This is a genomic window from Rhizobium sp. 01T417 (assembly GCF_056398905.1).
Genome location: NZ_JBFTQH010000012.1, coordinates 59196 through 76996, shown reverse-complemented (window position 1 = coordinate 76996; position 17801 = coordinate 59196). Strand labels below are relative to the sequence as shown.

Here is a 17801-nt window from a genome sequence, read left to right as displayed (position 1 = left end):
CCTTGTTTTCGACTGCCGGAATACCTATTAAAAGGGTGTGAGGACGACCTCCCCCTCTATGGGCATCAACTCGGGACGACCCGAACATTCCCACTGGGGGTAGACCATGCGTAAAACCGCAGACCGTGTCCGTCACGCCATCAGCTTCGAAATTATCGGACTTGCGCTTGTCACGCCGCTCGGCGCGCTGGCCTTCGGCATGCCTATGGCCGATATCGGCGTGATCGGCGCCGCCGGCGCGACGCTCGCGACAGCCTGGAACTATCTCTACAATCTCGGCTTCGACCATCTGATGCAGTACCTCACCGGCGGCACGCAAAAGAATGTCGCGGTCCGTGTCCTGCACGCGGTCGTGTTTGAGATTGGATTGCTGATCGCGCTGCTGCCGATGATCGCCTGGTACCTCGACATCAGCGTCATTCAGGCGCTGACGATGGATGTGTCCTTCGCGCTTTTCTACGTGGTCTACGCGTTCGTCTTCAACTGGGCCTATGATCGCATCTTCCCGCTGCCGGATTGGCAGCTGGGAGGGCAAGCACAGCAAAGCTAACCGAAAAAGACGGGACCGCCGCGGCCGGCGATCCCGTTTGCAATGCCTCAACTGTCGTGAGTGACGTGTCGCTCAGACATTGCCCATGCAGAGATACTTCATCTCCAGATAGTCATCGGCACCGTGGCGCGAGCCTTCGCGGCCGAGGCCAGACTGCTTGATGCCGCCGAAGGGTGCCGTTTCCGTCGACATCAGGCCGGTATTGATTCCGACCATGCCGTATTCCAGCGCCTCTGCGACACGCCAGACCTTTTTCAGGTCGCCGGCGAAGAAGTAGGCGGCGAGGCCGAACTCGGTGTCGTTGGCCTGGGCGATCACATCCTCGACCGTATCGAAGCGGAAGAGCGGCGCGACGGGACCGAACGTTTCTTCGCGCGCGACCTTCATCTCGCGGGTGACGCCGGTGAGCACGGTCGGTGTGAAGAAGGTGCCGGCACCCTCGACGCGCTTGCCGCCCGTCAGAATCCTCGCTCCCCTCGAAACAGCATCTGCAACGTGGCTCTCCACCTTGGATAGGCCCTGCTCGTCGATCAACGGGCCGATCGTCACGCCAGCCTTGAAACCGTCACCGACGGCCATCGTCTCGACTTTGGCCGCAAGTTTGGCGGCGAAGGCATCATAGACTCCTGACTGGACATAAAGGCGGTTTGCGCAGACGCAGGTCTGGCCGGCATTGCGATACTTGGACGCCAGAGCGCCCTCGACCGCTGCGTCCAGATCCGCATCGTCAAAGACGATGAAGGGCGCGTTGCCGCCAAGCTCGAGGCTGATCTTCTTGATCTGATCGGCGCACTGGCGCATCAGAATGCGGCCGACCTCCGTCGATCCGGTGAAGCTGATCTTGCGCACCTTGTCGTTGCCGCAAAGCTCCTTGCCGATTGCCGGGCCGTCTTCTCCGACGATGACGTTGAAGACGCCGGCCGGAATACCGGCCTGCTCGGCGAGAACGGCAAGTGCCAGCGCCGACAGCGGCGTCTGCTCGGCAGGCTTTGAGACGACCGCGCAGCCGACAGCCAGCGCCGGGGCGATCTTGCGAGTGATCATCGCGGCCGGAAAATTCCAAGGCGTGATCGTGCCGACGACGCCAACCGGCTGCTTGATGACGATCATGCGCTTGTCGCTCGACGGCGCAGGGATTGTCTCGCCATAGATGCGTTTGGCCTCTTCCGCATACCATTCGACATAGGCTGCAGCGTAAAGGATCTCGCCGCGGGCCTCGGGGAAAGGCTTGCCCATTTCAGCGGTCAGGATGGCGGCCAGTTCATCGGCATGAGCGACCATCAGGTCATGCCATTTGCGCAGAATCCCGGCGCGCTCCTTTGCGGGCCGCGCGGCCCAGGCCGGCTGAGCAGCGTAGGCGGCGTCGATTGCTTCCCGCGTCTCGGCAGCCGCCATGTCGGGCAGCGAGGCGAGAACCTCGCCGGTGGCAGGATTGAGGACGTCAAAGGTCTTGGTCGCGCCGCCGGCCGTCCAGCTACCGTTGATATAGCCGGCATCGCGCAGGAACGGCGAGGAAAAGGGAACGTGTTTTGTCAATGCAGTTGTGAATGCCATGTCATGTAACTCCAGGCAAAGAAGGGCTGGCCCTACTTACCGCTTGCTTCGAGGATCGAGGCTTCCAAAATGTCGAGCGCTTCGCCAAAGACACTATCCTGGATCGTGATCGGGGCGAGGAAACGGATGACGTTTCCATGCACGCCGCACGTCAGCAGGATCAGGCCTTTCTCAAGCGCAATCAGGCGAACCTTGTTGGCGAAATCGGCGCTCGGCAGCTTCGTCGTCTTGTCGTTGAACTCGACAGCATTCATGAAACCCGGACCGCGGATATCGACGATTTCAGGCACCTTTTCGCGCAGTGATTCCAGGCGCTGCTTCAACCGGTTGCCAAGCTGATTGGCGCGATCGCAGAGATCTTCGTCCTTGATGACGTCGAGGACTGCGTGAGCCGCAGCTATGCCAAGCGGATTGCCTCCATAGGTACCGCCGAGACCGCCCGGTCCGGGCGCATCCATGATCTCGGCACGACCCGTGACGGCGGCCAGCGGGAAGCCGCCAGCGAGGCTCTTTGCCATCGTCATCAGGTCGGGTGCGACCTCATGATGATCCATCGCGAACATCTTGCCGGTACGAGCAAAGCCGGTCTGCACCTCATCGGCGATCATGAGGATGCCGTGTTGGTCGCAGAGTTCGCGCAGCGCCTTCATGAAGGCGACCGGCGCCGGGTAGAAACCACCCTCGCCCTGAACTGGCTCGATAATGATGGCGGCAACACGCTGCGGATCGACATCAGCGGCAAACAGCTTCTTCAGCGCGGCCAGCGACTGATCCGGCGTCACGCCATGCAGCTCGACCGGAAACGGGACATGGAAGACATCGCCCGGCATTGCGCCGAAACCGACCTTGTAGGGCACGACCTTGCCGGTCAGCGCCATACCCATGAAGGTGCGGCCATGGAAACCGCCGCCAAAGGCAATCACGGCGGAGCGGCCGGTCGCGGCACGGGCGATCTTCACCGCATTCTCGACGGCTTCGGCACCTGTTGTGACGAAGATCGTCTTCTTCTCGAAGTTGCCGGGCGTCAGCGCATTGAGACGCTCGGCCAAGTGGACGTAGCTCTCGTAAGGCACCACCTGGTGGCAGGTGTGGGTGAAGTGATCGAGCTGATCCTTGACGGCTGCGATCACGCGCGGATGCCGATGGCCGGTGTTGAGGACGGCAATGCCGGCCGCGAAGTCGATATAGCGTCGACCTTCCTTGTCCCAGATCTCGGCATTTTCTGCGCGATCGGCATAGATCTGCGTCGTCATGCCAACGCCACGCGAGATTGCGGCATTCTTTCGGTCTGTGAGGGTGGTCGCGGCCATCGGTGCGTTCCTGCTCTGGAATGGATGAACTATCTTGCATAACTTCGGCAAGACATGTAGAAAATTCCTACATTTTTCCTGCAAGAATGCAAGCTCCATTTGCCGCTTCAAACTGCTGTCGTTTTCAGCGATGGTCGTCGAAGAAAAACTAGGTCGAACAAGACCTCAAGAAGACAAACGAACCGGGAATATTTGGCTTATGAACAACGGTATGCCCGTGCGCTACAAAGTGGCGGAGGCGGCAAAATCAGCAGGCGTTTCCGCATCGACCTTGCGCCTTTGGGAAAGCCAGGGCCTCGTCGTTCCGGATCGGTCGGAAACCGGGCACCGGCAATACAGCGCCGAGGACGTCGCACGGTTAAAAAAGATAGCCTGGTATCGAACCGAGCGCGGACTCAATCCGGCCGCCATTCGCGAGGCATTGGAAAGCGAGGAACCATCTGAAAATTCGGATGCGTCTGACGCCTCGGATCTAGGTCGGCGGCTGCGCAGTCTGCGCCACGGCGCCGGCAAGACACTGGATCAGGTTGCCGGTGACGTTGGCATTGCTGCCTCGACACTGTCGACGCTCGAACGCACCTCCCAGGGGGTGAGTTTCAAGACGTTGCACGACCTTGCGGCATATTATGGCACCACGGTTTCCAGGCTTTCTGGGGAAGAGCGCGACGACATGCCCGAGGTCGTCCGCGCCCGCGCTTGGCGCACATGGCCGGAAACGACGCCAGGTGTCACGGTGCAGCTTCTGGCCGAGGGCCGCACGATGATGGATTGCCACCGTTTCGTGCTCGCACCCGGTGCGGCGAGCGAAGGCGCCTACCGACACGAAGGGGAGGAGTTCATGCACGTACTCTCCGGGAGGCTGGAGCTGGTCCTCGATTCCGATCAGTTCTTCGATCTCGGACCCGGCGATTCGCTCTATTTCGAAAGCCGTCGCTATCACTCCTGGCGCAACCGTCACGATGGCGAAACCGTCCTCATCTGGATCAATACACCGCCGACATTCTGAGCCTTGGCGGTATCGCCCGCCATGGCTTTGCGCTATAGGCCACAAGTGACAGTTCGAGTGTGAGAAGAAATCGATGGCAGCCATCATACGTTACCATGAAGGTGATATTTCCGCGGCTGATGCCGCCCGCTATACCGGAGCGATTGCCATCGACACCGAAACGCTGGGCCTTGTGCCGCGCCGCGACCGACTGTGCGTGGTGCAACTCTCACCGGGCGACGGCACGGCCGACGTGATCCGCATCGCCGCCGGGCAGAAGGAAGCGCCGAACCTCGTGGCGCTGCTTGCCAATGAGCAACAGAAGATCTTCCACTATGGCCGCTTCGACATTGCCGTCTTGTTCCACACCTTCGGCGTCACCATTCAGCCGGTGTTCTGCACCAAGATCGCCTCACGTCTCTGCCGAACCTATACCGATCGGCATGGACTGAAGGACAATCTCAAGGAAATGCTCGACGTCGATATTTCCAAGACGCAGCAATCCTCCGACTGGGCTGCCGCAACTTTGTCCCCTGCGCAGCTGGAATACGCGGCCTCTGACGTGCTTTACCTGCACGCGCTGCGCGACAAGCTGACCGAGCGGCTGGTGCGAGACGGCCGCATGGATCATGCCAACGCCTGCTTCCAATTCCTTCCGATGCGCGCCAAGCTCGATCTGCTCGGCTGGGAAGAAGCCGACATTTTCGCCCACAGCTAAGACGTTTCTGGATTTTGCACGTATTGAACCGGGCGCGGCGATGCGCGTACCGGCCATTAGCAATTCGTTAACGCCGCTTCGTTAGATTGTTTACCAATTTTTATGCATTCAACGGCGCGATGGAGCGCCGCGTCGGGCAGACCGAACTGCCGGGGAATGCAACGGGCCGGATGAGCGCGGCCTTCTGTGTAGCCTGCCTTCACCGCACTTTACGAAAGAAGGAGCATGACATGTTGTCTCCGGTTCGTGCAGCGTCAAACGGAAGCCTTTCCTCCCAGAGCCAGACCGCGGCCGTCAGTACCGATGGCCTGGTGCGCGCGGCCAGCGCCGTTGCTCCCGTGCATCAGATTCAGGGCGCCGATCTCAATTCTTCTGTTGCCGGCAAGCTCAGCATTCTTCTGCTAGCTGTCCGGGCGCGGATGGTCGACGCCCTTCTCGATGTGCTCAGTGCCACGAGCGAGGCGCTTGCGACCCCGCGCGAGGACGACGAAACCGACCTAGCCTTTGCCTCCCGCATGGCAGCTGCGATCGAGAAGCTGCCGCCGGCGAAGATCGAAAAAGTCGAGCGACAGCTTGCGATGCAAGGCCACGCAGTTCCGCTTCGCCTGCTTGCAGAGGCGCTCCGGAACCCGGCTGGACCGGAGGCTGCCCGCATCGCCACCTATCTTGAAACGATCCGCTACAAGGATCGCGATCTCGCCGCCCGCGCCGTGGTTCGCTCCTACGGCCAGAACGACGCCTCGCCGACGCGCCAGGAACAGCGCACGGAAATTCGCATCCATAGGGACAATCTTGCTGGGACTGCGCAGGTACCTCTGCCGACAAAGCAGGAACCGGAATCTGCACGGCCGCAGACCGCACTGGTTGCCGCGGCCCATATCGATGGCGGCGACGAGCGGACCGAACTCATCAAGAACGATGCAGTCGCTGACGAACCGATCGTCAATCCGACCGCCAAGGCGTCCGCCGAAGAAACACTCGCGGAGCCTAATCAAGATGTGCAGGAGAGCGTGCCGCCCAGGCACGCCGCGGATCCGGCACGGGAAACCGTGCAAGCCGAGACCGCTCGGACAACGTCCAAGGACGACCCGATCATTCCGAAGAGCTGGCCGGCGATATCAGCCTCGCTGTCGAACGATACCACGAAGCTGATCGTTACAATCATTCAGGACCAGGAAACGGAAGTGCTGCTGGAAGCCGTCGATCCCGATCCTGCGGTCGAGATCGATATCATCCTCGACGAAACGGTCCTCGCCGATCTGCCGGAAGAATTGACCACCCTGCCCGATCTGCATCCATTGCCGGAGGGCATTGCGCGCCAATCGCCCCTCATCGCGGAACAACCGGCAACCGAAGCGGCCGCAGCGGCGGCAAAAAGACACCCTGCCGCGGAACCGCCAGCACCCTTGACGGTGCAGCAAGCGATCGACGAGACCTATGCGCCGGTGCTCATGAAAATCGTCGAGGGCGTGCCGTACGCCACGCAGCCTTACGAGTTCTCGAAGGACGAGACCGACGATAGTGGCGCCCACGCGATGTACCGCGAGGACCACAACGGCGGCGAGCCGTCGGAAGAGGAAGAGCGGCAGGGCGAGCCGTCGGACGACGACGAAACGGACATCCTGATGGACAGTGAGGCGGCTGCAGCGATTGCCGCCCGAGAAAGTCTGATCAAGGCTGGCACGCCGCCTCACCGCCCGGCGCCGGCCCTGCCAATCGCCGTGAGTGGCGACGAAGCCTATTCGCTCTACCGACGCAAGGTCGACTGGGAATAGCTCGCCATTGCAACGACAGTACAGAAACGAAGAACCCGCCGGATCGCTCCGGCGGGTTCTTTTGTTCTTCAAGCCTGCTGGCGATTATTCGCCGCCGCGGTTCTTCAGAGCCGCGCCGAGAATGTCTCCGAGCGAAGCGCCGCTGTCGGACGAACCGAACTGAGCAACAGCTTCCTTCTCTTCCGCGATTTCCAGAGCCTTGATGGACAGCATGATCTTGCGGTCCTTCTTGGAGAAGTTGGTGACGCGGGCGTCAACAACCTGGCCAACCGAGAAGCGTTCCGGACGCTGCTCGTCGCGGTCGCGCGACAGGTCTGCGCGGCGGATGAACGACGTGATGTCTTCGTGGTCGACGAGCTTCACTTCGATGCCGCCGTCGTTGACTGCGATGACTTCGCAGGAAACGACTGCATTCTTGCGCAGGTCGCCCGAAGCTGCGGCTTCGCCGACAGCGTCCTTGCCGAGCTGCTTGATGCCGAGCGAGATGCGCTCCTTTTCGACGTCAACATCGAGAACGACCGCCTTAACGACGTCGCCCTTGTTGAACTCTTCGATGACCTGTTCGCCCGGACGGTTCCAGTCGAGGTCGGAGAGGTGCACCATGCCGTCAACATCGCCGTCGAGGCCGATGAACAGGCCGAATTCGGTCTTGTTCTTGACTTCGCCTTCGACTTCAGTGCCAGCCGGATGGTTGCGAGCGAATGCCGCCCACGGATTTTCCAGCGTCTGCTTGAGGCCGAGCGAAATACGGCGCTTGGACGGATCGACTTCGAGAACGACGACTTCGACTTCCTGGCTCGTGGACAGGATCTTGCCGGGGTGTACGTTCTTCTTGGTCCAGGACATTTCCGAAATGTGGATCAGGCCTTCGATGCCCGGCTCCAGCTCGACGAACGCACCGTAGTCGGTGATGTTCGTGACGGTACCGGAAATCTTCTTGCCTTCCGGATACTTGGCCTGGATGCCATCCCACGGATCCGACTCGAGCTGCTTCATGCCGAGCGAGATGCGGTGGGTTTCCTGGTTGATGCGGATGATCTGAACCTTGACCTGCTGGCCAATGGACAGGATTTCCGACGGATGGTTCACACGGCGCCATGCCATGTCGGTGACGTGCAGCAGGCCGTCAATGCCGCCGAGGTCAACGAACGCACCGTAATCGGTGATGTTCTTGACGACGCCGTCAACAACCTGGCCTTCTTCGAGGTTCTGAACGATTTCAGAACGCTGCTCGGCACGGGATTCTTCCAGAACCGTACGACGCGAAACGACGATGTTGCCGCGGCGCTTGTCCATCTTGAGGATTTCGAAGGGCTGCGGGTTGTGCATCAGCGGGGTAACGTCGCGGATCGGACGGATGTCGACCTGCGAACGCGGCAGGAAGGCAATCGCGCCGTCGAGGTCAACCGTGAAGCCGCCCTTGACCTGGTTGAAGATAACGCCTTCAACGCGCTCACCAGCTTCAAACTTGGCTTCGAGCTTGACCCAGCTTTCTTCGCGGCGAGCCTTCTCGCGCGACAGAACTGCTTCGCCAAGAGCGTTTTCGATGCGCTCGACGTAAACTTCGACTTCGTCGCCGACCTTGAGCGAGCCGTCCTTGGCCTTGGCGCCGAATTCCTTGAGTAGGATGCGACCTTCGACCTTGAGGCCGACGTCGACAACGGCAGAGTCCTTCTCGATTGCCGTTACGATGCCCTTGGTGACATAGCCTTCAGCCAGGTCGTGCTTGGCAAAGGATTCTTCGAGAAGGGCCGCGAAATCTTCGCGAGAGGGAGTAGCTACTGACATGTAATCTCCTGCATATCCGAATCCGGATACGTATGCGCCGGTTGGTTCGTGTTGAACGGGCCTGAACCCAGTCCGCTTCCTGTCGGGAAGCAATCCGGCGCTTGGACGGAATTTCAGGCTTAGTCTTCGGAAGCGGCCCAGGCAAAGCTTGGGCAAATCGCTCGAATTAGGTATTTCGGCTCAAAGCTGCATCGATGATCGATTTCGCAGCTTGAAACGCGGCCTCTATACTCATTTCCGACGTATCAAGCAAGTGCGCGTCTTCGGCTGGTTTCAAAGGGCTGTCGGCCCGTCCCATGTCGCGTTCGTCGCGGCGCTTGACGTCGTCGAAAATGGCATCGAAATCGGCAATTCCTCCCTTGCCTGTTATTTCGTCGTAGCGGCGTTTCGCCCGAACCTCGGGACTTGCCGTTACATAGAGCTTTACCGGCGCCGCCGGGCAGACGACGGTTCCGATATCACGGCCGTCGAGCACCGTTCCGGGCGCCTTTTCAGAAAACCGCCGCTGCGCCTCCACCAGTGCACGCCGCACCGAAGGCATGACCGCGATCTTCGAGGCCGCCTCGCCAATCTCATGCTTCGAAAGTATATCGCGATCGAGACCGGCCAGTTCAACCTCGCGCGCCATCTTTTCTGCCACCGCCTCGTCGTCGAGCGTCAGGCCGGCGTCAAGCAAAGCCTTTGCCGTCGCGCGGTAAGTCAGCCCCGTGTCGAGATGATGAAAGCCGTAGGTCTCCGCGATGCGGCGCGAGAGCGTTCCCTTGCCTGCGGCTGCGGGTCCATCGATGGCGATCGTAAACTGTTTGGAGCTCATCTGTCCGTTCATTTCTCCGCCAATCCGCCGTAGCGGCGGACGAGATCGACCATGTCTTCCCGACCGGACTCTTCACCGAGACCGGCAACAACACCTTCGCGATCAGCAACCGGTCGGTTCTGGCTGACCTTCCACTTGCCTTCAATCGCTGCAATCTCGATTTCGACGCCGATGATGCCTTTCATCTGCGCGCGGATGAAATCATCAGGCGCATCACCCACTGCCCAAGGCCTGTCGCGTGGGCCTTCCTGTTGCGTGGTGATCGCGTTGATCTGCTGAAGCAGCCAGTCCGCGTCGTCGATGACACGGGCCCTGCCCCTGACCTGTACGATCGCGTAGTTCCAGGTCGGCACGACTTTACCGGTCTCCTGCTTCGTCTGGTACCAGGATGGCGTGATGTAGGCATCGGCGCCCTGGAAGACGGCGAGCACATCCGCGCCGGCGTCGATATCGCGCCACTGCGGATTGGCCTTGGCGAGGTGAAGGCGCAAGATCCCCTTTTCGGAGGCTGCGGCATCCAGATGGAAAGGGACCGAATTCGCCATCAAGCCCGAAGCACCCGCAGTGATCAGCATGCCGAGCGGATGTGCCCGGATCAAGGCGTGCTGGACACTCAAATCTTCCTCACGAAAATGCGGCGGCTGGTACATTTCTCGCACCTATCCCGGCAGCCGGCCACGCGCCGATCTACCCTGCAAATGAACAATCGCCGGCTCACTATCACAAATGGCGGCGCCGGTCATCTGGCGCGCATGAGCGATGCATGAAGTTTGGCTTTGACATGCCGTGCTGCAACGATTATGGGGACCGGCTTATAAATTCCGAATAGAACGCCGGGTTTCACGGCATTTGCCGAATCTTGATTCGGCCATTCTCACGAGGCTAACAGTGGCGAAAGCTGAACTTGGAACGAAGCGTACCGATCCGGAAACCGGCAAGAAGTTCTACGACCTGAACCGGGATCCGATCGTTTCTCCCTATACGGGCAAGTCCTATCCGCTCTCCTTCTTCGAGGAAACCTCTGCTGCCGCAGCAGCTGAAGCCCAGGATGAAGAGGAAGTGGCAGAAGTCGATACCGAAAGCACGGAAGTCGAACTGGTGTCGCTCGAGGACGCTGATGAAGGCGCATCCGGCGACGAGATTCCAGATATGGGTGATGACGACGTCGAAATCGAAGGCGACGACGACGACACCTTCCTCGAAGCCGACGAAGACGACGATGACGACGACATGAGCGACATCATCGGCGTCACCGGCGACGAAGACGAAGTCTGATCGGATTAAGTCTCGGCCCGGACGAGAAAATTTCGCCGGGCCGATTTTTTTGGCTTGCTATCTCCAAAAACCGGAAGTAAGAAGCCGCCACTCCGCGAGGCAAGCGCTTCGCGAAGCATCCCAGGACCGGCCTAGCCGGACCGCCTTGATGGGGCTATAGCTCAGCTGGGAGAGCGCTTGCATGGCATGCAAGAGGTCAGCGGTTCGATCCCGCTTAGCTCCACCAAATTTCTCCCGACACGAATAACACTGGCTGTTCGACGCGTTTGGAACCACTTTCGTCTTAACGGCTGTCGCGCCCGAGGACTGTTCGCTCGCGGTCATTTCCTCATACACTGCTTTGCCAAATTTTTAGCAACTGCGGGTATGTATGGTTCCGATGCCGACTGATCGGCAGCCTGGAGCCTTGGTTCAATGACACGAGAAAGACGGCGGCGCATCATACACACGCGCAGAACGACGACCGGCCTGGTGCTTGCCGGCGCGATTTCCTTTCTGGCGGGTATGACCGATGCGACCGGACTGGCGCTGACCGGTGATTTCGTGTCGTTCATGACGGGCAACACAACGCGCGCCGCCCTGTCGCTCGGCGGCGGCGATCTACGGCATGCGGCCATTCTACTCTCGGCGATCATGGTCTTCGTGCTTGGCAATGCGGCCGGGATCGTGATCGCGCATTTCGCGGACCGGCGCACGTTCGCCGTGCTTTCCTGCGTCAGCATCGCGCTGGCTACCGCCTCTCTCATGATGGGCGAGAGCGTGGCGATGCCGCGCTTCTATCTCATCGTCGCTTCGATGGGGATGGTGAACGCGGCCGTGGAGCAGATCGAGGGGCTGCCGATCGGGCTGACCTATGTGACCGGAGCGCTCTCGCGTTTTGGGCGTGGCCTTGGGCGCTGGATTATCGGCGACAAGCGATTGGAGTGGACGATCCAGATCGTACCGTGGGCCGGCATGTTTGCGGGCGCGGTGATGGGCGCGCTGCTCACACAGATCGCGGGTGCAGCGGCCCTGTGGGTGATTGCCGTCTTTGCGATGCTGGTTGCGCTCGCCTCTCTGCTCATCCCCAAACGCCTGCAACGTCGGTTTAACGCCACGCCACGTTCGGCGGTGCGCACGAAATGAAGTCGCAATAGAAGCCTATCGAATCAGATAGATGGCGGGCGGAAACCGCTGAAGGAAGACATCCTTGTTTCTCTTTTCAAAGCTCATCTGGATTTTCGGGCAGCCATTGTCGCTCGCTTTCCTTTTCGTCCTGTTTGCCCTGGTGACGGGCCTTGTCCGCTGGCGTGCGACAAGTCTCGTTTCGTCGGCGATCGCGGGCCTGATTTTGTTCGTCACGCTCTACACCACCGTCGGCAACTACCTTCTGCAGGGTCTCGAGGATCGGTTTGTCAAACCGCACGATCCGCCAAGCCTGCAGTGCATGATCGTCTTGGGCGGTGCATTCGAGAACGAGGTGAATACCGCCCGCCACGGAATAGAGCTCAATGCCGGGGCCGATCGCTTCGTCGAAGCGCTGCGCCTGGCGCAGAAATTTCCGCAGACGCGAATCCTGATTTCCGGCGGCGATGGATCGATCTCCGGCATCTACGAAGGTGACGCGGCGATATCGGCGCGCTTCTTCCCGATGTTCGGCATTGGCCGAGATCGCCTGGTCGAAGAAACGACATCGCGCACGACCTTCGAAAACGCGATGAACACCAAGGAGCTTCTGGCAAGCCAAGGTCTTTCGAACTGCCTGCTGATCACCTCCGGCTACCATATGCCGCGATCGGTCGGCATCTTTCGTAAACTTGCAATCGACGTCGTGCCGTGGCCGACGGACTACCGCACTGACGGGCGAGAAAACCTTGGCTTCGATTTCACGCAGCCGAGCCGGAATTCCCAGAACCTGGCAACGGCAATCCGCGAATGGTTCGGGCTCGTCGGCTACTACCTCGCCGGCCGCACTTCAGAGCTCTATCCGGGCTGAACTAGCTATTTCTTGGAGATCGTCACGAACTTGGTGCCGCGCACACGGGCTGTGACGACACAAGGCTCCTTCGCCTTGTCAGCATCCGGACGATCGCAGAAACGCGGGTGCATCTTCATTGCCAGCACCATGTTGCCGAAGCGCTTCACGAAGTCATAACCGTAGACCTGGGCGGTCGCGATCATGAAATAGCCGCCCTCGGCGACCTGCAGATAGAAATTATAGGTGCAGCCGTCATCATTGCACTGCGGACCCTTCTCGCCGTCGCAGGTGAGCTCACCCTCGTTGACGACGGCGTCGATCAGACCGTCATTGTTGATATCCTGGCGGAGGACGAAGCCGTCCGAAAATTCCGCCTTGGTGCACTGCTCCTGAAAGTGCTTCTTCTCATAGACCTCCGGATCCGAGATAAGCGATTGCTGTGCGAAGGCCGCAACTGGGGCGACGAGTAGCGCGGCAAGGTTCAGAGCGATCAGGAGCGTTTTCACGAAGGGTTTCTCTTTTGGTCGAATAAGGACGCTGTTGGCCGGACAGTTTGCTTGATCCGGCTTGCGCCGCCCTTGCCGCCGTGATTCATATTCGAAAGATTACGCGCCGGTTCTGGAGGACTGCATGCCGCTGTTCGTCTATGTGGATTATGTCGGCGTTGCGCTTTTTGCGGCAACAGGCGCGCTCGCGGCGTCGCGGAAACAGCTTGACCTGATCGGCTTCCTGTTCTTCTCCATCGTCACGGGGACGGGTGGCGGTACGGTGCGCGACATTGTCCTTGGCCGTGTGCCGGTGTTCTGGGTTCTGAACCCGACTTACGTCATCGTCTGCTGCGCTATCGGCGTCCTGGTGTTCTTTACTGCCCACCTCGTTGAATCGCGCTATCGCTTGCTGATCTGGCTCGATGCCGTAGGGCTGTCGGCTTACTGCGTGATGGGTGCCGCGAAGGGCCTCGCCGCCACGGGCTCGCCAACGATCGGCATCGTGACCGGGACGTTGACGGCGACCTTCGGTGGCATCCTGCGCGATCTACTGGCCAACGAGCCGTCCGTGCTGTTGCGGCCCGAAATCTACATCACGGCAGCACTGGTCGGCGGCGGCATATTTACGGCTGCGAACGCGCTCGACCTGCCGCTCTATGCGGCCTCTGCCGTCGGTGTCGTCGCGGCATTCTCAGTGCGCGGCGGCGCGCTCTATTTCGGTTGGACCTTTCCGACCTACAAGGCAAAGCCCGGCCGGCATCCTGACGATGTGATGTGAAATCAGCGCCGCTTCGCGCGCAGGCGGATCACGACGTCGACGTGGGCGATTTCCAGCCCTTCCGGCGGCTCCGGCAGATTGCCGATCGTCAGATTACTAACCGGGATATCCAGCACGTCGTTTTCGCCTTCGACGAAGAAGTGATGGTGGTCGGAGACGTTGGTGTCGAAATAGGTCTTGGCGCTTTCGACTGCGAGAACGCGGATCATCCCTGCTTCGGTAAACTGGTGCAGCGTGTTGTAGACGGTCGCCAGCGACACCGGCACTCCCGCCTGCACGGCCTCCTCGTGGAGTTCCTCGACCGTCAGGTGCCGATCGCCTTTGGCGAAAAGCAGGTCACCGAGCGCGACGCGCTGGCGCGTCGGACGAAGGCCGGCGTGTCTCAGCCGTGCCTCAATGGTAAGCGGGGCCTCTGCCACCATCCGACGAACTCCGGTTTAATCTAGCGTCAAGCAATCAGGTTTCATTAGCCATATAACTTTTGCGCAAAAGCGTTTCAATAGTTTCAATGGGGACAAAGAGTGCGAAAACGCCGCAAAATCGGGCTTTTGGCGCAATTAGTGCTGGCCGGGGGCTTGGCCTTCCTGTATGCGACCACCAAATAAGGCGCGCAGCCGGTCCTCCGGAGGTTGGATGAAGCTCAGTCATGCTTATGCTTCATTTTCCGCTGAACTTGGACTAAACGTTCACATCCATCGGCATAGTTGCGGGGGGAATTAGAGTTTTCATGGCGACGAAACAATCCAGCTTCAACTACGAGGAAATTCTGGCCTGCGGCCGCGGCGAACTGTTCGGTCCGGGCAACGCACAGCTTCCTCTCCCGCCGATGTTGATGGTTCATCGCATTACCGACATTTCCGAAACCGGTGGCGCCTTCGACAAGGGCTACATTCGCGCTGAATACGACGTGAAACCCGACGACTGGTATTTTCCCTGCCACTTCCAGGGTAACCCGATCATGCCCGGCTGCCTCGGCCTTGACGGCATGTGGCAGTTGACCGGCTTCTTCCTCGGCTGGCTGGGCGAGCCCGGTCGCGGCATGGCGCTTTCAACCGGCGAAGTGAAGTTCAAGGGCATGATCCGCCCGACCACGAAGCTGCTTGAGTACGGCATCGATTTCAAGCGCGTCATGCGCGGCCGCCTGGTTCTCGGCACCGCCGATGGCTGGCTGAAGGCCGACGGCGAAACCATCTACCAGGCAACCGACCTGCGCGTCGGCCTGTCCAAGGACAAAGAAGCCTGATTGCACCGGGCGTAGTTGCCCGGTTTCCAAGTTAGAAAAAACGAAAAGGTCGAAACACATGAGACGGGTAGTTGTTACGGGTCTGGGTGTTGTCTCCTCGATCGGCAATGATGCCGCCGAGGTCACTGCGTCGCTGCGCGACGCCAAGTCCGGCATTTCCTTCTCCAACGATTTTGCTGAGCACGGCTTCAAGTGCCAGGTCTGGGGTCGCCCCTCGCTTGATCCGACGGATCTGGTCGACCGCCGCGCCATGCGCTTCCTGAGTCAGGGCGGCGCCTGGAACCATGTGGCAATGAAGCAGGCGATTGCCGATTCCGGTCTGGAAGAGAGCGACATCAGCAACAACGAGCGCACCGGCATCATCATGGGCTCCGGTGGACCTTCGACGCGCACGCTGATCGAAGCTGCCGAGATCACCATCAAGAACAACAGCCCGAAGCGCATCGGCCCGTTTGCCGTGCCGAAGGCGATGTCCTCGACGGCATCGGCAACGCTCGCCACCTGGTTCAAGATCCACGGCGTCAACTACTCGATCTCGTCGGCCTGCTCGACCTCGGCACACTGCATCGGCAATGCCGCAGAGATGATCCAGTGGGGCAAGCAGGACGTGATGTTCGCTGGCGGCCACGAAGACCTTGACTGGACGATGTCGAACCTCTTCGATGCCATGGGCGCCATGTCCTCCAAGTACAACGAGACGCCGGCAACGGCGTCGCGTGCCTATGATGTCAGCCGCGACGGCTTTGTCATCGCCGGCGGCGCGGGCGTTCTCGTCCTGGAAGAGCTGGAGCGTGCCAAGGCGCGCGGTGCAAAGATCTACGCTGAAATCGTCGGCTACGGCGCGACTTCGGATGGTTACGACATGGTCGCTCCGTCGGGCGAAGGCGCGATCCGCTGCATGCGCCAGGCGCTCGCGACGGTGAAGGGCGATGTCGACTACATCAACACGCACGGCACCTCGACCCCTGTTGGCGACAGCAAGGAAATCGGTGCAATCCGCGAAGTCTTCGGCGACAAGATCCCGCACATCCAGTCGACCAAGTCGCTGACGGGCCATTCGCTGGGCGCAGCCGGCGTGCAGGAATCGATCTACTCGCTGCTGATGATGCAGGCTGGGTTCATCGGCGAAAGCGCGCATATCACTGAGCTCGACCCTGAATTCGACGGCGTTCCGATCGTTCGCAAGCGCATCGACGATGCCAAGATCGACATTGCCCTTTCCAACTCCTTCGGCTTCGGCGGCACCAACGCCACGCTCGTCTTCCAGCGCTACAACGGATAATAATATGACGGGAATCATGCAGGGTAAGCGCGGCCTCATCATGGGTGTCGCGAACAACCATTCCATCGCCTGGGGAATTTCGAAGGCGCTGGCAGCACAGGGAGCGGAACTTGCCTTCACCTATCAGGGCGATGCTCTCGGCAAGCGTGTTAAGCCGCTGGCCGCCGAAGTCGGTTCAGAATTCGTTCTGCCGTGCGACGTCGAGGACATCGCCTCGGTCGACGCTACCGTCGATGCCATCAAGGAGCGCTGGGGCACACTGGACTTCGTCGTTCACGCCATCGGCTTTTCCGACAAGAACGAGCTGAAGGGCCTTTACGCCGACACCACGCGCGACAATTTCAGCCGCACGATGGTGATCTCCTGTTTCTCCTTCACCGAGATCGCCAAGCGCTGCGCGCCGCTCATGAATGCCGGCGGTTCGATGCTGACGCTGACCTACAATGGCTCGACGCGCGTCATCCCGAACTACAACGTCATGGGTGTTGCAAAGGCTGCTCTCGAGGCGTCGGTGCGTTATCTGGCTGCGGATTACGGGCCGAGCGGGATCCGCGTCAATGCGATCTCTGCTGGCCCGATCCGGACGCTTGCGGGCGCTGGCATTTCCGATGCACGCGCAATCCTCTCCTGGAACCAGCGGAACTCGCCGCTGCGCAAGACGGTGACGATCGATCAGGTCGGCAATTCCGCCCTTTATCTGCTGTCGGACCTGTCGGCAGGCGTTACCGGCGAAATCCATTTCGTAGATGCAGGCTTCAACATCACCTCGATGCCGACACTGGACGCACTGCGCACGGCAGACGTGGAATAAGGACCGAAGCCGGGCTTGGAAACGAGCCCGGCTTTTCCGAAACGCATCCCCTAGGGATGCGTGACCTGCCGCAGAATAGCAGCCGAATCTCTGGCGCCCCAGCGGGTCGCAATCTTTCCGTTTTCGACGACAAACCACTCCATCGCGGTGAGCTCGTAGCTCTTGTCAGTCGGGTCTTTACCCACGAGACCGCGGAAGAAGCCGGAATAACGCCCGCTTTCCCGGTAGCGGACGACGACGTTCTTCCCCTCGGCGGCGATATCGAGGATCTCGAGGTTGATGTTCATCCCCTCGTGAAGCTCACGCCAGATAGGCTCGACCTCATCGAGACCGCCATATCCCAGAACACCGTAAATCCGCGCATCGGCGGCAAAAAGCTCGCGCAACGCCGCCATGTCGAAGCGGTTGAACGCCTCGACATAGGCCGTCACGAGTTGCTTGTTTGCTTCCGCATCCATAGCTCCCCCTCCCCT

19 protein-coding genes and 1 tRNA gene are annotated in these 17801 nt (G+C 60.2%); 12 read left to right on the top strand and 8 right to left on the bottom strand.

Translation table 11 applies throughout. The features are described from left to right. The first annotated feature begins 106 nt into the window (after window positions 1-106). Entirely contained in the window at window positions 107-550 is a 444-nt protein-coding gene (locus AC1DPR_RS14455) for a PACE efflux transporter (protein ID WP_113471390.1), read from the top strand. A 72-nt stretch (window positions 551-622) separates the two neighbouring features. Here the strand turns inward: AC1DPR_RS14455 and AC1DPR_RS14450 are convergent, their stop codons facing one another. Next, window positions 623-2104, bottom strand: a complete 1482-nt coding sequence (locus AC1DPR_RS14450) for an NAD-dependent succinate-semialdehyde dehydrogenase (RefSeq protein WP_018855363.1) — start codon at window positions 2102-2104, stop codon at window positions 623-625. Between the two features lie 32 nt (window positions 2105-2136). Continuing rightward, entirely contained in the window at window positions 2137-3414 is a 1278-nt protein-coding gene (locus AC1DPR_RS14445; RefSeq protein ID WP_018855364.1) for a 4-aminobutyrate--2-oxoglutarate transaminase, read from the bottom strand. Between the two features lie 199 nt (window positions 3415-3613). Between AC1DPR_RS14445 and AC1DPR_RS14440 the strand changes: the two genes are divergently transcribed. The 3 genes from AC1DPR_RS14440 (at window position 3614) to AC1DPR_RS14430 (ending at window position 6892) form a co-directional block, all read left to right on the top strand. Beyond that, window positions 3614-4420 carry a MerR family transcriptional regulator gene (locus AC1DPR_RS14440; protein ID WP_477816574.1) on the top strand — a complete coding sequence of 269 codons (807 nt, stop codon included), beginning with the start codon at window positions 3614-3616 and terminating at the stop codon, window positions 4418-4420. A 73-nt stretch (window positions 4421-4493) separates the two neighbouring features. Further along, on the top strand, window positions 4494-5117 hold the full coding sequence (locus AC1DPR_RS14435) for a ribonuclease D (protein ID WP_477816573.1): 624 nt from the start codon (window positions 4494-4496) through the stop codon (window positions 5115-5117). A gap of 230 nt (window positions 5118-5347) precedes the next feature. After that, on the top strand, window positions 5348-6892 hold the full coding sequence (locus AC1DPR_RS14430) for a hypothetical protein (protein WP_477816572.1): 1545 nt from the start codon (window positions 5348-5350) through the stop codon (window positions 6890-6892). 84 nt (window positions 6893-6976) lie between these two features. Here the strand turns inward: AC1DPR_RS14430 and rpsA are convergent, their stop codons facing one another. The 3 genes from rpsA to AC1DPR_RS14415 form a co-directional block, all read right to left on the bottom strand. Next, window positions 6977-8680, bottom strand: a complete 1704-nt coding sequence (gene rpsA / locus AC1DPR_RS14425; RefSeq protein WP_018855368.1) for a 30S ribosomal protein S1 — start codon at window positions 8678-8680, stop codon at window positions 6977-6979. Window positions 8681-8846: 166 nt separating this feature from the next. Continuing rightward, on the bottom strand, window positions 8847-9494 hold the full coding sequence (cmk, locus tag AC1DPR_RS14420) for a (d)CMP kinase (RefSeq protein WP_025659740.1): 648 nt from the start codon (window positions 9492-9494) through the stop codon (window positions 8847-8849). A gap of 8 nt (window positions 9495-9502) precedes the next feature. Then, a complete protein-coding gene (locus AC1DPR_RS14415) occupies window positions 9503-10144 on the bottom strand; it encodes an FMN-binding negative transcriptional regulator (protein ID WP_018855370.1) in 642 nt (213 codons plus the stop codon). Window positions 10145-10382: 238 nt separating this feature from the next. On the opposite strand from AC1DPR_RS14415, the gene AC1DPR_RS14410 reads away from it, so the two are divergent. The 4 genes from AC1DPR_RS14410 (at window position 10383) to AC1DPR_RS14395 (ending at window position 12744) form a co-directional block, all read left to right on the top strand. Continuing rightward, window positions 10383-10769 carry a TIGR02300 family protein gene (locus AC1DPR_RS14410; RefSeq protein WP_018855371.1) on the top strand — a complete coding sequence of 129 codons (387 nt, stop codon included), beginning with the start codon at window positions 10383-10385 and terminating at the stop codon, window positions 10767-10769. 150 nt (window positions 10770-10919) lie between these two features. Continuing rightward, window positions 10920-10995 (top strand) — tRNA-Ala (locus tag AC1DPR_RS14405). Window positions 10996-11183: 188 nt separating this feature from the next. Further along, window positions 11184-11894, top strand: a complete 711-nt coding sequence (locus AC1DPR_RS14400) for a YoaK family protein (RefSeq protein ID WP_018855372.1) — start codon at window positions 11184-11186, stop codon at window positions 11892-11894. A gap of 64 nt (window positions 11895-11958) precedes the next feature. Continuing rightward, complete coding sequence (locus tag AC1DPR_RS14395) at window positions 11959-12744, top strand: YdcF family protein (RefSeq protein WP_477816571.1); 786 nt, start codon at window positions 11959-11961, stop codon at window positions 12742-12744. A 5-nt stretch (window positions 12745-12749) separates the two neighbouring features. On the opposite strand, the gene AC1DPR_RS14390 is transcribed toward AC1DPR_RS14395, so the two are convergent. Further along, a complete protein-coding gene (locus AC1DPR_RS14390; protein WP_018855374.1) occupies window positions 12750-13232 on the bottom strand; it encodes a hypothetical protein in 483 nt (160 codons plus the stop codon). Between the two features lie 124 nt (window positions 13233-13356). Here AC1DPR_RS14390 and AC1DPR_RS14385 point away from each other — a divergent pair, with 124 nt between their 5' ends. Beyond that, window positions 13357-13992: a trimeric intracellular cation channel family protein gene (locus tag AC1DPR_RS14385; RefSeq protein ID WP_018855375.1), complete on the top strand. Its 636-nt coding sequence runs from the start codon at window positions 13357-13359 to the stop codon at window positions 13990-13992. A gap of 2 nt (window positions 13993-13994) precedes the next feature. On the opposite strand, the gene irrA is transcribed toward AC1DPR_RS14385, so the two are convergent. Beyond that, window positions 13995-14414 (bottom strand): iron response transcriptional regulator IrrA, encoded by a 420-nt coding sequence (gene irrA / locus AC1DPR_RS14380; protein WP_018855376.1) that lies wholly within the window; start codon window positions 14412-14414, stop codon window positions 13995-13997. Window positions 14415-14719: 305 nt separating this feature from the next. On the opposite strand from irrA, the gene fabA reads away from it, so the two are divergent. From fabA to fabI, 3 genes are read left to right on the top strand one after another with little or no spacing between them, the layout of a single operon-like run. Then, window positions 14720-15235, top strand: a complete 516-nt coding sequence (gene fabA / locus AC1DPR_RS14375) for a 3-hydroxyacyl-[acyl-carrier-protein] dehydratase FabA (RefSeq protein ID WP_016552232.1) — start codon at window positions 14720-14722, stop codon at window positions 15233-15235. A 58-nt stretch (window positions 15236-15293) separates the two neighbouring features. Further along, window positions 15294-16517: a beta-ketoacyl-ACP synthase I gene (gene fabB / locus AC1DPR_RS14370; RefSeq protein ID WP_018855377.1), complete on the top strand. Its 1224-nt coding sequence runs from the start codon at window positions 15294-15296 to the stop codon at window positions 16515-16517. A gap of 4 nt (window positions 16518-16521) precedes the next feature. Further along, window positions 16522-17328: an enoyl-ACP reductase FabI gene (fabI, locus tag AC1DPR_RS14365; RefSeq protein ID WP_025659735.1), complete on the top strand. Its 807-nt coding sequence runs from the start codon at window positions 16522-16524 to the stop codon at window positions 17326-17328. Between the two features lie 50 nt (window positions 17329-17378). Here the strand turns inward: fabI and AC1DPR_RS14360 are convergent, their stop codons facing one another. Next, window positions 17379-17786, bottom strand: coding sequence for a nuclear transport factor 2 family protein (locus tag AC1DPR_RS14360; RefSeq protein WP_113471387.1), 408 nt, complete (start codon window positions 17784-17786; stop codon window positions 17379-17381). Window positions 17787-17801: the final 15 nt, after the last annotated feature.

Bases quoted from the DNA above. Each gene is read 5' to 3' on its own strand.
- rpsA (WP_018855368.1), bottom strand. From the start codon at position 8,680: ATGTCAGTAGCTACTCCCTCTCGCGAAGATTTCGCGGCCCTTCTCGAA.
- AC1DPR_RS14430 (WP_477816572.1), top strand. From the start codon at position 5,348: ATGTTGTCTCCGGTTCGTGCAGCGTCAAACGGAAGCCTTTCCTCCCAG.
- fabA (WP_016552232.1), top strand. From the start codon at position 14,720: ATGGCGACGAAACAATCCAGCTTCAACTACGAGGAAATTCTGGCCTGC.
- AC1DPR_RS14415 (WP_018855370.1), bottom strand. From the start codon at position 10,144: ATGTACCAGCCGCCGCATTTTCGTGAGGAAGATTTGAGTGTCCAGCAC.
- AC1DPR_RS14360 (WP_113471387.1), bottom strand. From the start codon at position 17,786: ATGGATGCGGAAGCAAACAAGCAACTCGTGACGGCCTATGTCGAGGCG.
- AC1DPR_RS14455 (WP_113471390.1), top strand. From the start codon at position 107: ATGCGTAAAACCGCAGACCGTGTCCGTCACGCCATCAGCTTCGAAATT.
- fabI (WP_025659735.1), top strand. From the start codon at position 16,522: ATGACGGGAATCATGCAGGGTAAGCGCGGCCTCATCATGGGTGTCGCG.
- AC1DPR_RS14385 (WP_018855375.1), top strand. From the start codon at position 13,357: ATGCCGCTGTTCGTCTATGTGGATTATGTCGGCGTTGCGCTTTTTGCG.
- AC1DPR_RS14450 (WP_018855363.1), bottom strand. From the start codon at position 2,104: ATGGCATTCACAACTGCATTGACAAAACACGTTCCCTTTTCCTCGCCG.
- AC1DPR_RS14400 (WP_018855372.1), top strand. From the start codon at position 11,184: ATGACACGAGAAAGACGGCGGCGCATCATACACACGCGCAGAACGACG.
- AC1DPR_RS14435 (WP_477816573.1), top strand. From the start codon at position 4,494: ATGGCAGCCATCATACGTTACCATGAAGGTGATATTTCCGCGGCTGAT.
- AC1DPR_RS14440 (WP_477816574.1), top strand. From the start codon at position 3,614: ATGAACAACGGTATGCCCGTGCGCTACAAAGTGGCGGAGGCGGCAAAA.
- cmk (WP_025659740.1), bottom strand. From the start codon at position 9,494: ATGAGCTCCAAACAGTTTACGATCGCCATCGATGGACCCGCAGCCGCA.
- fabB (WP_018855377.1), top strand. From the start codon at position 15,294: ATGAGACGGGTAGTTGTTACGGGTCTGGGTGTTGTCTCCTCGATCGGC.
- AC1DPR_RS14445 (WP_018855364.1), bottom strand. From the start codon at position 3,414: ATGGCCGCGACCACCCTCACAGACCGAAAGAATGCCGCAATCTCGCGT.
- irrA (WP_018855376.1), bottom strand. From the start codon at position 14,414: ATGGTGGCAGAGGCCCCGCTTACCATTGAGGCACGGCTGAGACACGCC.